General features: G+C 46.6%; 11 protein-coding genes and 1 pseudogene. 7 read left to right on the plus strand and 5 right to left on the minus strand.

Features of this window, described 5'->3' with window-relative positions; translation table 11 throughout:
• Window positions 1-20: 20 nt before the first annotated feature.
• From QZ375_RS06135 to QZ375_RS06145, 3 genes and pseudogenes are all read right to left on the minus strand, one after another.
• Window positions 21-539, minus strand: a pseudogene (locus tag QZ375_RS06135) (transposase); the annotation flags it as partial.
• A gap of 276 nt (window positions 540-815) precedes the next feature.
• Window positions 816-1,154 carry a P-II family nitrogen regulator gene (locus QZ375_RS06140; protein WP_295216843.1) on the minus strand — a complete coding sequence of 113 codons (339 nt, stop codon included), beginning with the start codon at window positions 1,152-1,154 and terminating at the stop codon, window positions 816-818.
• A gap of 14 nt (window positions 1,155-1,168) precedes the next feature.
• Complete coding sequence (locus tag QZ375_RS06145; protein ID WP_295216845.1) at window positions 1,169-2,398, minus strand: ammonium transporter; 1,230 nt, start codon at window positions 2,396-2,398, stop codon at window positions 1,169-1,171.
• A 412-nt stretch (window positions 2,399-2,810) separates the two neighbouring features.
• Between QZ375_RS06145 and lepA the strand changes: the two genes are divergently transcribed.
• The 7 genes from lepA to QZ375_RS06180 all read left to right on the plus strand — a co-directional run bounded on the left by lepA (window position 2,811) and on the right by QZ375_RS06180 (window position 10,128).
• Window positions 2,811-4,613 (plus strand): translation elongation factor 4, encoded by a 1,803-nt coding sequence (gene lepA, locus QZ375_RS06150; RefSeq protein ID WP_295216976.1) that lies wholly within the window; start codon window positions 2,811-2,813, stop codon window positions 4,611-4,613.
• A 261-nt stretch (window positions 4,614-4,874) separates the two neighbouring features.
• Window positions 4,875-5,792: a quinolinate synthase NadA gene (gene nadA, locus QZ375_RS06155; protein ID WP_295216850.1), complete on the plus strand. Its 918-nt coding sequence runs from the start codon at window positions 4,875-4,877 to the stop codon at window positions 5,790-5,792.
• A gap of 3 nt (window positions 5,793-5,795) precedes the next feature.
• Window positions 5,796-6,470, plus strand: coding sequence for an HAD hydrolase-like protein (locus tag QZ375_RS06160; protein WP_295216853.1), 675 nt, complete (start codon window positions 5,796-5,798; stop codon window positions 6,468-6,470).
• A 157-nt stretch (window positions 6,471-6,627) separates the two neighbouring features.
• Window positions 6,628-7,347: a tRNA threonylcarbamoyladenosine dehydratase gene (locus tag QZ375_RS06165; RefSeq protein WP_295216856.1), complete on the plus strand. Its 720-nt coding sequence runs from the start codon at window positions 6,628-6,630 to the stop codon at window positions 7,345-7,347.
• A 12-nt stretch (window positions 7,348-7,359) separates the two neighbouring features.
• Window positions 7,360-8,139, plus strand: a complete 780-nt coding sequence (locus tag QZ375_RS06170) for a HesA/MoeB/ThiF family protein (RefSeq protein ID WP_295216859.1) — start codon at window positions 7,360-7,362, stop codon at window positions 8,137-8,139.
• A 183-nt stretch (window positions 8,140-8,322) separates the two neighbouring features.
• Window positions 8,323-9,867: a sodium/proline symporter PutP gene (putP, locus tag QZ375_RS06175; RefSeq protein ID WP_365728495.1), complete on the plus strand. Its 1,545-nt coding sequence runs from the start codon at window positions 8,323-8,325 to the stop codon at window positions 9,865-9,867.
• Between the two features lie 54 nt (window positions 9,868-9,921).
• Window positions 9,922-10,128 carry a hypothetical protein gene (locus tag QZ375_RS06180; protein WP_295216866.1) on the plus strand — a complete coding sequence of 69 codons (207 nt, stop codon included), beginning with the start codon at window positions 9,922-9,924 and terminating at the stop codon, window positions 10,126-10,128.
• 63 nt (window positions 10,129-10,191) lie between these two features.
• On the opposite strand, the gene QZ375_RS06185 is transcribed toward QZ375_RS06180, so the two are convergent.
• Together QZ375_RS06185 and QZ375_RS06190 are read right to left on the minus strand one after the other, a co-directional pair.
• Complete coding sequence (locus QZ375_RS06185) at window positions 10,192-10,473, minus strand: acyl carrier protein (protein WP_295216869.1); 282 nt, start codon at window positions 10,471-10,473, stop codon at window positions 10,192-10,194.
• Complete coding sequence (locus QZ375_RS06190; RefSeq protein WP_295216872.1) at window positions 10,470-12,269, minus strand: HAD-IIIC family phosphatase; 1,800 nt, start codon at window positions 12,267-12,269, stop codon at window positions 10,470-10,472. The genes QZ375_RS06185 and QZ375_RS06190 overlap by 4 nt, the downstream gene beginning before the upstream one ends.

Genomic DNA, 12,269 nt, shown 5'->3' on the forward strand with positions numbered 1-12,269 from the left:
AATGATTGGTGCGGTTTTTTTCAACTATCGCTTTTATTCAGCGTGTCCTTAGAATGAAAAGCAATAAGACCGATATGATACTTCAGTTCTCTGAATGAGGTTTCAATACCCCAGCGCAGCTTGTAGATGTGTTTGATATCCTCAGCAGAAAATTCATCATCCCAGGGATTAGTAACAAGAGTTTCATAATTACCTTCGGAAATTTTTATTTTAACAATTCTGAATTTAAGGGGATATGTGTCTTTTGAACCCTTAGAAAGAAAGTCGAAAACAACGCTTGAGTTCAGAAATCTATAAAGATCGGAATTAGACTTAACTTCGTTAGTTTGTCTTCGCGTAAGCAAAATATCAGCAGTAAAGTCCGCTTCTTCATCAGGAGGAATATTGAATTTCTGCGCGATTCCTGCATTCGTCTTGATGCGTATCACATATTTTAAGTCGTTGTTTTCAAGTTGAGCAATAGTGTTGTATGCTTCGTAACCTCTGTCAGCAACGATAATCGAATCATATCCAACATTTTTTGCCATACTTATGAGAGCGGAATGCTCATTTTCTCCATTTTGTGAATAATCTCAATAAGCTTGTTCTTGACAGTATTACAATAATTCTGCATGATAAAGTCCTCCAATCAGATGTGTATATCTGATTGGCTGCGCCGCACATTTTTTGATTTTTGTCAATACCTTTTTCGAAAAATTATAGTATATTCATAAAAACAGTCACAAGATCATTTCTGATCCTGATGTGACTGTTTTGTTTTTTCTTAGCTTAATGACATTACGGCCTTGCCGGGGATGTTTATTTTTTCGATCTATTTACAGTGCTGTATCTCCGGTTTCATCGGTGCGGATGCGGATACATTCATCCACCGTAGAGATAAATATTTTGCCGTCACCAACATTGCCAGTGTAGACGATTTCTTTTATGAGGTGCAAAGTATGCTCTACTTCATCATCTCTCACAACAGTCATCAGGTATACCTTTGGCAGGGTGTTCATCATTACCTCATTGCCCCGGTGATAGGCGATCCAGCCATGCTGGTTGCCGCAGCCGCTTACCTGAAAAATCGTCACGCCCTGAATTCCGGCTTCCAGTAGCTTTTCTTTCAAAGGCTCTAGCTTTTCCGGACGAAAAATTACTTCAATTTTTTTCATACAATGTCACCTCGTTAGTCCAGACCGTTAAAGGCAGGATAGGCACGCTCGCCATGTTCAATGAGATCCAATCCCTGTGCTTCTTCCATATCAGATACCCGGATGCCGCCGCATTTTTTCAGAACAAGCAGAATCAGAGATGTCATGACAACTGACACTGCAATGGAGATGGCAATGGCGCCGATCTGTGCCAGAAACAACCGGTAGTCTCCGTAGAGCAAGCCCTCGTGAGGCACTGCATCGTTTACTTCCTTTGTAGCGAAGATCCCGGTGACAATGCCGCCCCAGATGCCGCCCACACCGTGGCAGCCGAATGCATCCAGTGCATCGTCATAACCGAACTTCTTCTTGACTTTCGAAATTGCCAGATAGCAGATGGGTGCGGTAGTTGCACCGATGATCAGTGCAGACCAGAGCGGCACATAGCCTGCACCGGGGGTAATGCCCACCAGACCAACAATGCCGCCGGTCACTGCACCCATGACGGTACATTTTTTCTGTACCAGAATCTCAATTCCCATCCAGACAAGCATACTTGTGGCGGAGGAAAGGGCGGTGTTACAGAATGCAAGCAGTGCGGTTTTGTTGGCAGCACCGGCACAGCCGCAGTTGAATCCGAACCAGCCAGCCCATAGAATGGCTGCTCCCAGCAGAAACAGGGGAATATTGTGTGGATGGTAGGACATTGCACCATAGCCCTTTCGTTTGCCCAGAAACAGACATGCCACCAGACCAGAAACGCCGGTGCTGATATGGATAACGTTTCCGCCTGCAAAATCAATGGAGTCGATCATTTCCAGCAGTCCGCCGCCCCACGCCATGTGCGCCAGGGGATAATAGACCAGAAACGACCAAATGATAACAAAAACCATCATTTTGGAAAATTTCATGCGCTCTGCCAATGCACCCAGGATGATGGCAGGTGAGATCACTGCAAACATCATATTGAACATAGCAAGCAAAATTTCCGGCGTTTCTCCGTTTTCACCGGCTTCAAAAGAGACATCCCGGAGGAACAGATGCTTCAGGTCACCAATGATACTAAGGTGATCTTCTCCGAAGCTGAGAGAATAGCCGACCAAAATCCAGAGTACCATGCCGATACCGAACATGGCAAAGCAAAACAGCATGGTATTCAGCGCATTTTTTCTGCGCACCATACCGCCGTAAAAAAATGCCAGTCCCGGTGTCATGAGAAACACCAGAATCGTGCATAAAAACATAAAAGCAATATTACCAGTCATTCAAATTACTCCTGTCTCATTATCTTGTTTTTGGATTTGTGATTGTCTCTGTTTTATCTGCATGTCGGTCTGTTTTGTCACCATTTCAAGCCTGCTTTGTGTATTGCAATATCACGTTAGCTTTATTATACAGAAAAAACGACAGATCTAAAAGATACAATTCTAAAATAAAAGTACAAGACAATTTTTTGTACTCGTTTTGATGGCGTTTTCAGAAATGCGGATGCTTCAGAGAATCTGTACAATTGGTTCTTGACTTTTTTGCCCGGACAGGATATAATATTATCATAGATGACAACCACCGCTGGAGTCCAGGCGCTGCGGCGGTTCTTTTTATGACAGATTTTCTTGATGAATAATGAGAACAAGTTCTGAAAAAGAAATGAGTGTAGAGAGGAAGAACGCTTTTATGATGGATCATATTCGCAATTTTTGTATTATTGCCCATATTGACCATGGAAAATCTACCCTTGCAGACCGGATTCTGGAGCAGACATATACTGTTGCCAAACGGGATATGGAGGATCAGATCCTGGATAATATGGATATCGAACGGGAACGAGGTATTACCATCAAGGCACGTGCCGTACGTCTGAACTATCGTGCCAAGGACGGCGAGACCTATGTCTTTAATCTGATCGATACGCCGGGTCATGTGGACTTCAACTATGAGGTTTCCCGGAGTCTTGCCGCTTGTGAAGGTGCTATTCTGGTGGTTGATGCTTCTCAGGGCATTGAGGCACAGACTCTGGCGAATACTTACCTTGCCATTGAGCATGATCTGGAAGTTGTGCCAGTTATCAATAAAATTGACCTGCCGGCAGCAGATCCTGAGCGTGTCTGTGAGGAAATCGAAACTGTCATCGGTATTCCTGCAATGGATGCACCCCGGATCTCTGCAAAGGCAGGTATCAACATTGAAGCTGTTATGGAACAGATCGTGACCGAGATCCCTGCGCCAAAGGGTGATTCGGATGCACCTTTGCAGGCATTGATCTTTGACAGCTATTACGATGCTTATAAGGGTGTTGTCATTTATGTGCGTGTGAAACAGGGAACTGTCAGAGTGGGTGATACCATCCGGCTTATGGCAACAGGTGCAGAGTTTACAGTTGTAGAAGCCGGCTATATGACTACGAATACTCTGGTCAATGACGGGCAGCTCTGTGCAGGTGAAGTTGGTTATCTGTCTGCATCCATCAAGAGCATTGGGGACACCCAAGTGGGTGATACTGTGACGCATGCTGACCGACCTTGTGCAGAACCTCTGCCGGGATACCGGAAAGTCAATCCTATGGTATTCTCCGGTATTTATCCGGCGGATGGTGCACGCTATGGGGATCTCCGGGAGGCATTGGAGAAATTACAGCTCAACGATGCGTCTCTGTCTTTTGAACCGGAAACTTCCATTGCTCTGGGCTTCGGATTTCGGTGCGGTTTCTTGGGATTGCTGCACATGGAGATCATCCAGGAACGCCTGGAACGAGAATACAACTTGGATCTCATTACCACAGCGCCGTCGGTTATTTATCGTGTCACTTTGACAAACGGCGAGGTGCAGTATATCGACAACCCGACCAATTATCCGGATCCGGCTGTGATCCAGATGGCGGAAGAACCTATGGTAAAGGCAGAGATCCTGACGCCGTCGGATTTTGTGGGCAATGTCATGGAATTGTGTCAGAACCGACGCGGTGTCTTTGAGAATATGCAGTATCTGGATGATACCCGTGTATCTTTGCACTACACACTGCCCCTGAATGAAATTGTCTATGATTTCTTTGACGTACTGAAATCTCGTACAAGAGGGTATGCGTCCTTTGACTATGAGCTGAGCGATTATATGGCATCGAAGCTGGTGAAGCTGGATGTGCTGCTGAACGGTGAGATCGTGGATGCCCTGTCCTTTATCATTCATGCAGACAAGGCATATGAGCGCGGCAGAAAGATCGTAGAGAAGCTGAAAGAGAACATACCCCGCCAACTCTTTGAAGTCCCGGTACAGGCTGCCATTGGCGGTAAGATCATCGCCAGAGAGACCATCAAGGCAATGCGCAAGGATGTACTTGCAAAGTGCTACGGCGGCGATATTACCCGAAAGAAAAAGTTGCTGGAAAAGCAGAAGGAAGGCAAAAAGCGCATGCGTCAGCTTGGTTCTGTAGAAGTGCCCCAGGAGGCATTCATGAGCGTGTTGAAGTTGGACAGCGATACGTGAGCACATTTCTAATAGCATGAAAAACCCGGTGGAAATACAATTTTGTATCTCCACCGGGTTTTTGGCTTCTGGGAATTATGCTCTACGCATATTTTTTGTGAAATTCTTGACAACTTGACTGTACCATGTTATACTAAACTAAGTATAACTTTTTCTCTGAAACCTGATCCCTTCAGGATGATCTTTGAAAAAAGATATATGAAAAGTGGATATAAAATTGCGGCTTGGCAGAGCAGCTCAAGCCGGAAAGGGATTGAGACTATGAAAATTCGAGAGATTCAAGAGGAAATTCTTCGCTTGAAAAAAGAACGTGATTTCTGTATTCTGGCGCACAGTTATCAGACCAGCGACATTCTGGAAATTGCGGACTTTACAGGAGATTCCTATGCGCTTAGCGTCAAGGCGAAGAATACGCCGCAGAAAAATATTCTCATGTGCGGTGTACGCTTTATGGCAGAGACAGTGAAGATTCTGTCGCCGGAAAAGAATGTCTATCTGTCTAGCCCAGTTGCCGGTTGTCCTATGGCGGAGCAGATGGACAAGGAACTGATCCATGCAGTAAAAATGAAGCACCCGGATTATACAGTAGTTGCTTATATCAACACAACAGCGGAACTGAAAACCATTTGCGATGTCTGCGTGACCTCTTCTTCAGCAGTGAAAATTGTGTCTCAGTTGAATAATGATAAGATTTTATTTATTCCTGATTGCAATCTTGGAGCTTATGTCCAGGCACAGTTGCCGGAAAAAAACATCAAATTGCTCCAGGGTGGATGTCCTATTCATGCAGCTGTCACTGCAAAGGATGTCCAAGCGGCAAAGAAGGCACACCCGGATGCGCTGTTGCTGGTACATCCCGAGTGCCGTCCGGCTGTCTGTGAACAGGCGGACTATATCGGCTCTACCTCCGGTATTGTTCAGTATGCAATGGAATCTTCTGCAAAGGAGTTCATCATTGGTACAGAAATCAGCATAGCGGAGACATTGCAGAATGCCTGTCCGGAAAAGCGATTCTATCCATTGGCGAAGAAGCTGATCTGTGAGAATATGAAGGCAACGACGCTCATGGACGTGTATCATATTCTGAAAGACGGTGAGGGAACGGAGATCGATCTAGACGGTCGTACGATTGCAAAAGCACGTCTTTGTATTGATCGAATGATCGCACTGGGAGGCTGAGGTATGGGCTTTGTACCAAACACCTGCACTCATATTCTGTTTGATCTGGACGGAACTCTGACGGATTCCCGAGAAGGTATCCTGCGTTGTGTACAATATGCTCTGGAACAATGCGGTATGCCGGAACCGGATGAGACGAAGCTGTATCCCTTTGTGGGACCGCCGCTGCTGACTTCCTTTCAGGAATTCTGTGGTATGTCACCAGAACAGGCGGCATTTGCGGTGGAACAGTATCGTGTGCGGTTTTCCAGGATCGGCATGTTTGAAAATGCCGTGTATAGCGGCATCCCGGAATTACTGGGCAAATTAAAGCAAGATGGTTATATCTTGGCTGTGGCAACTTCTAAGCCTGAGGTGTATACGCTGCAAATTCTGGAGCATTTTCACTTGACGGAATATTTCCAGGTCATTGCCGGAAGCGATATTCATCAGGAAGGCGAGACAAAGGAAGATATCATTCGTTTGGCACTGCGCCGCCTGGGACTCCCGGAACAAGAACCGCTTCATGTGGTTATGGTAGGCGACCGGAAACATGATCTCATCGGTGCACATGCATGCGGCATTCCCTGCATTGGCGTGGAATATGGTTATGCACCAGCGGGAGAAATGGAAGCGTATCATGCGGATGCAGTGGCGGAGAATGTACCTGCTCTGGGAAAACTTTTTGCAAAGTATTAAAAATGATAATTGTTGATAAAATATACTGTAATAGATATAAGGTAAGGTTGCAAGATATTCTTTGTGCGGTGTTGCCATAATAAAGAGGCAGAGATGGTGCGCAATGCCCATCAGGACACAATGTGATCTGCATATCAGGATAGGAGAGAATTATCAGGTGGAGACATTTTCAAGGACGGAATTGCTTTTCGGCGCAGATGCTATGAAAACCCTTGCTGCATCTCGTGTGGCGGTGTTCGGTATCGGCGGCGTGGGCGGTTATGTGGTGGAGGCATTGGCACGCAGTGGCATTGGCGCTTTGGATCTCATTGACAATGACCAGGTGTGCCTGTCCAATTTGAACCGCCAGATCATTGCCACCCATGAGACTATCGGACAATATAAAGTAGATGCGGCCAAGGAAAGGATTCGTCAGATCCATCCGGATTGTCAGGTGAAGACTTATCGCTTGTTCTATATGCCGGAAACGGCGGAACAGTTTGATTTTTACCAGTATGATTATGTGGTAGATGCCATTGACACGGTAACAGGAAAGCTGGAGTTGGCAGACCAGGCGTATCGCTGCGGTACACCTATCATCAGTTCTATGGGTGCTGGGAATAAGGTCGACCCGACCGCATTTGAGGTGACGGATATTTTTAAGACATCAGTTTGCCCTTTGGCAAAGGTCATGCGTCATGAACTGAAAAAACGTGGAATCCCAAAGTTAAAAGTGGTCTATTCTAAGGAAAAACCAATTACGCCCCAGGGATGCAATGCCCAAGATCCTCATCGCCGTCAGGTGCCCGGCAGCAATGCCTTTGTGCCATCTGTGGCAGGGCTGATCCTTGCAGGAGAGGTTATTAAGGATCTCACTGGCATCCGGGCGGAATTTTAAAGGAGAGATCAGATGTTGCTACCTGAGGAATTGCAGCGGTATTCCCGGCAGATACAAATGCCGGAGATCGGCATAAGCGGTCAGGAAAAATTGGCACAGAGCCGGGTACTGGTCATTGGGGCAGGCGGTCTCGGCAGTCCGGTTGCCTTGTATCTGGCTGCGGCAGGCGTGGGAACTATCGGCATTGCAGACGGAGACCGGGTGGAACTGTCAAATTTGCAGCGGCAGATTCTCCATAATCAAAGCCGCATCGGCAGGAAAAAGGCGGAATCTGCAGCGGAAACCTTGTCAGGACTCAATCCGCATATTCGGGTTGAGGTATATCCGTATTTTGCCGATGAAACAAATATTCTGCAATTGATAGAGCACTATGATTTTGTGGTGGATGCATCCGATCAGTTGAAAAATAAGTTTCTCATCAATGATGCTTGTGTGCTGGGGAAGAAGCCTTTTGTACACGGCGGCATTACCGGGTTCGGCGGACAGGTCATGACATACGTTCCCTTTGAAGGTCCTTGTTATCGCTGTATTTTTGACGATTTGCCGGAAGATCCGCCGCCGTCGCCTATACCGGTGATTGGTATGACTGCTGGCGTCATTGGCTCTATTCAGGCAATGGAAACGGTGAAATATCTCCTGGGAATGGATTCTTTACTTGTGAGAAAGCTGCTGGTATTCGATGGAATTTCTATGCAATTCCGTATAGTATCATTCCCCAAACGCTCGGCACATTGCCGTGTTTGTGGTATGTCTGCGAATATTCATGATCTTTCCTGGTATGCAAAAGTATAGGTGCTTTTTGAAAATGCGGTAATGTACCGCATTTTTTTATTTTACCATGATAGAATTCACATTTTTTTGTTTATTTTCAGAGAAATTTATGTTATACTAAAGCAAACTACGTTTTTTACGTGGATTATTTTGGAAAGGAGGCATATGATCCGATATTTCCAATGGGTCATATCAAAAAATTGTATGGAATCGAATCTGGTTTGTATCCTGATCACCATTGTGGCATACCTCATCATGATGGTTGCGATTGGCGTGTTCTGCTCCAAGAAGAACAATAACGTCGGTGATTTTTACCTGGGCGGCAGAAAGCTAGGGCCACTTGTCACTGCAATGAGTGCGGAGGCCTCGGACATGAGCAGTTGGCTGCTTATGGGATTGCCGGGCGTGGCATATCTGAGTGGTATTGCCGATGCCGGTTGGACTGCCATTGGTCTGGCAATCGGTACATATCTCAACTGGCTTATTGTTGCAAAGCGGCTTCGCATTTACTCTCACACTTGCCGCAATTCTATCACCATTCCGGACTTTTTCTCCAATCGCTATCGGGATGACAGGCATATCCTTATGGGAATTGCTGCTGTTATTATTTTGGTTTTCTTTGTGCCTTATACTGCATCAGGCTTTGCTGCCTGCGGAAAACTGTTTCAATCCCTTTTCGGCATTGATTATCACATTGCCATGGTTTTGAGTGCGGTAATCATTATCATTTACACTAGCATCGGAGGTTTTCTGGCGGCAAGTACTACAGATCTGATCCAGAGCATTGTCATGACGATTGCGTTGCTGCTCCTTGTTGTATTTGGTGTCAGCACTGCCGGAGGTCTGGATGCTGTTGTAGAAAACGCTAAGTCTCTTTCTGGGTATTTGTCTTTGACGAAACTGCACGATGCAGCTACCGGTTCATCTAGTAATTATGGATTCCTGTCGATCGTTTCCACGCTGGCATGGGGTCTCGGTTACTTCGGTATGCCGCACATTTTGCTGCGGTTTATGGCAATTGAGGATACTCGAAAGATCAAAACTTCCCGTCGGATCGCTTCCATCTGGGTGGTGATCTCCATGGGTGTTGCCATCCTCATTGGTCTGATCGGCAACACACTGAGTGCACACGGTGATATTGCACAGCTGGAGGGTAGTTCTCAGGCAGAGACAGTTGTCATCAAAATTGCCACTCTCATGAGCGAAAATGGCATTGTTATTGCACTTTTTGCTGGATTGATCTTTGCAGGCATTCTGGCATGTACCATGTCCACTTCTGATTCCCAGTTGCTGGCGGCTTCATCCAGTATGTCTGAGAATTTGTTGCGAGGTGTATTTCGTGTGAATCTCTCCGCAAAGGCTTCCATGCTGGCGGCACGTGTGGTATTGCTGGTCATTGCAGCTTTGTCGGTGGTTATCGCATGGAATCCGGACAGCTCCGTATTCCAGATCGTTTCCTTTGCATGGGCTGGCTTCGGCGCTACCTTTGGTCCGGTTATGCTGACAGCATTGTTCTGGAAACGTTCCAACAAATGGGGTGCACTGACTGGTCTGGTTGCCGGCGGAGTGATGGTATTTGTATGGAAGTTCCTGGTTCGTCCTTTGGGCGGTGTGTGGAATATCTATGAGCTGCTGCCTGCATTCTTAGTGGCTCTGGCAGCAATCGTGATTGTTTCTCTGCTGACTGCTGCGCCGGAACAGGAAGTGCAGGATGAATTTGAAGAAGTCAAGCAGCAGATGCGTGCATAATTTCATGAGAAATGGAGGCGTATTTCTATGATGAATCCCAAAATGATGATATAGATGAAGTCTCTGTTCGAGCGGTTTCGGCAGAATCACCCGAAAGTGCCTATGTTTTTCTCCGCAGCAGCAGGGGCAATTGATGAGGGAAGTGTGATTGAGATACAGCTCACTACTTCCGACGGCAAAAATCTTTGCACGAACATGCGTGTGACAGCCGATGACTTGGAAATGGTTCAGGCGTTGCAGGGAATGATTACAAAAAAATAACATGTCGTTATATGAAAACGCCGCTGTACGAAAATGCTTCGTACAGCGGCGTTTATATTTGCTTTATCTGTGGAAAAATCCTCGCTTTTTCTTTTTTGGCTCTCCAGTGGCACGTTCAGAAACGATTTCTGCCATTTCTCCCACATTCTTCATACTGGATACTTCCTGCATTCGGAACTTTATGCCGAATTCTTTTTCTACTGCTTCAATGAGATTGATGTGTTCCAGGCTGTCCCAATCATCAATGTCATTTGCAGTGGTTTGGTCGGTGATGACCAAAGAATCGTCATCAAAGACGTCCTGAAAAATCTCGTTCAGTTTTGCCATGATTTCTTCATGTGTCATGTTTCTTGATACTCCTTTTCATTGACCCGGATCACGTGATTCCGGATTTCATATGTGCTGATGTCCATCGTCCAGGTGCTGTCGCCGTTTTCGAACTGTTCTGTTTTCGTGAAGCCGAATGTGCCGAACAGTTCCCGTACCATGGCATTTTTTGTTGTTTGATAATAGTAGCCGTTGATCCTGCGGATGCCATGTTGTTTGCATTGTGCCACAAGCTCGTCCAGCATGGCAAGCTCCATGTCTCGTTTCAGTACCCGGCAGCTCATGAGCCATAATTCAATATGCAGGGTGTCTCCTGCAATCTCACCGATCACTACAGAAACAATGCCGTTGTCCCCGAATTTATCCCGAAGCCGTCCGTAGAGACGGATGCGGTTGGGGTCGGCGGCAACTTGTTCCATTTCACTCTGGGTATACCGTCGTGTGGTCAGATTAAATTGATTGCTTTTGTTGGTCAGCTGCACAATGCGGGGCAGAGTCACCGGCGTAAAATCCCGAATCTCTGCGTGCATTTCCAGTCCCAGCAGATAATCCGTATAGTTGGCATATGTCTGCTGCATCTGGGCACGCTGGGCATTGGCACGATACATTTCACTCCGGTTGGCATCTGTCGCTGAAAATGTGGTGGTTTCGAAATAGCCGGAACGGTCGAGAACACGGATGCACTCTGCCGGTGAATCAAATTCCGGGACAGCAATGCCCGGGATTTGTGCGGATACAATGTCCCGTTCTGCTGGGTTGTCATCCACAAAGACGAAGCTTTCCGGCAGCAGATTCAGTTCCTGTGCAGTCTGTATCAGGTTGTGGTCTTTTGGTTTCCAGTTCGCCTGAATTGCCACAAAATCCTCCTCGTGCAGAACGGAGTCAGGATGGGTGAGTCCCAGCCGGGCATTTTCTGGCTCGTTTTTGGAGCAGACGGTCAGCAATACACCTAATTGTTTTTGCGCCTTGCAGTATTCCTGTACTTCGGCATATGCCTCTGCTTCGGCAGTTTCCTGACCAATGGCAATACCCTCCTGCCCATCATCGCCGATCACGCCGCCCCATAAGGTATTATCCAGATCCAGTGCCAATACCTTTTTGTTTTTTCCGTAGATAGAACGAATAATCCGTGCCAGGCTGTAGGCAAACTCCGGGATCGCCTGTAGGGTCATGGCGTATTTGTACAGATACCAATAGGTGGCATCATGCCATGCATCCAGTCCGTAACATGCAGAAAGATAGTGGATGTCATGTATATAAAAATCGTTGTGTTCGGCTGCATATTGGGCAAAGCTGCGGTTCAGTTCATTGACAAACCACACCATGCCATGACAGTCCCAAACATCTCGATGTCCTATAAGTCGTGTGGCTGGCATCTCAAAATTGTTCTGGATAATGGGACAGTGATAGGTCTCGGTGAGATGTTTCCACATCTGAGTGAAATGACTGGTCTGCCGTTCCAGGGCATCCTTGACTTCTTGAGCAGAAGCAGACAGAGGCAGAGGTGCTTCAGTGATGTTGCGTGAAGTGGTATGAATGAAGATCAGATCTGGCTGAAATGCTTTCAGTTCCGGTGCATCAAACATGGCATCCTGCCAGTATTGGGCATATTCCGACTGGTAAAACACCGGCGCAATGCCGTTATCCAGAAGAAACAGCTCCAGCATAGCCACAATGTCATTGGTTGTAGAACCTCCCAGGACGGCGATGCGCTTTTCTATGCGCTGGGTACCGTCTTCCAGCAAGACTCTTTTGATTTTGCGCCGTTTTTTCAGCAAAAAGCTGCTGTCAAAGGGATATTGTAATTCTTTCAT

Origin of the sequence: Ruminococcus sp. (assembly GCF_019417665.1) — a bacterium.
Taxonomy (GTDB): domain Bacteria; phylum Bacillota; class Clostridia; order Oscillospirales; family Ruminococcaceae; genus Ruminococcus_C.

Coding starts and splice junctions, on each gene's coding strand:
- QZ375_RS06140 (WP_295216843.1), bottom strand. CDS start 1,154: ATGAAAAAAATTGAAGTAATTTTTCGTCCGGAAAAGCTAGAGCCTTTG.
- QZ375_RS06145 (WP_295216845.1), bottom strand. CDS start 2,398: ATGACTGGTAATATTGCTTTTATGTTTTTATGCACGATTCTGGTGTTT.
- lepA (WP_295216976.1), top strand. CDS start 2,811: ATGGATCATATTCGCAATTTTTGTATTATTGCCCATATTGACCATGGA.
- nadA (WP_295216850.1), top strand. CDS start 4,875: ATGAAAATTCGAGAGATTCAAGAGGAAATTCTTCGCTTGAAAAAAGAA.
- QZ375_RS06160 (WP_295216853.1), top strand. CDS start 5,796: ATGGGCTTTGTACCAAACACCTGCACTCATATTCTGTTTGATCTGGAC.
- QZ375_RS06170 (WP_295216859.1), top strand. CDS start 7,360: ATGTTGCTACCTGAGGAATTGCAGCGGTATTCCCGGCAGATACAAATG.
- putP (WP_365728495.1), top strand. CDS start 8,323: ATGGAATCGAATCTGGTTTGTATCCTGATCACCATTGTGGCATACCTC.
- QZ375_RS06180 (WP_295216866.1), top strand. CDS start 9,922: ATGAAGTCTCTGTTCGAGCGGTTTCGGCAGAATCACCCGAAAGTGCCT.
- QZ375_RS06185 (WP_295216869.1), bottom strand. CDS start 10,473: ATGACACATGAAGAAATCATGGCAAAACTGAACGAGATTTTTCAGGAC.
- QZ375_RS06190 (WP_295216872.1), bottom strand. CDS start 12,269: ATGAAAGAATTACAATATCCCTTTGACAGCAGCTTTTTGCTGAAAAAA.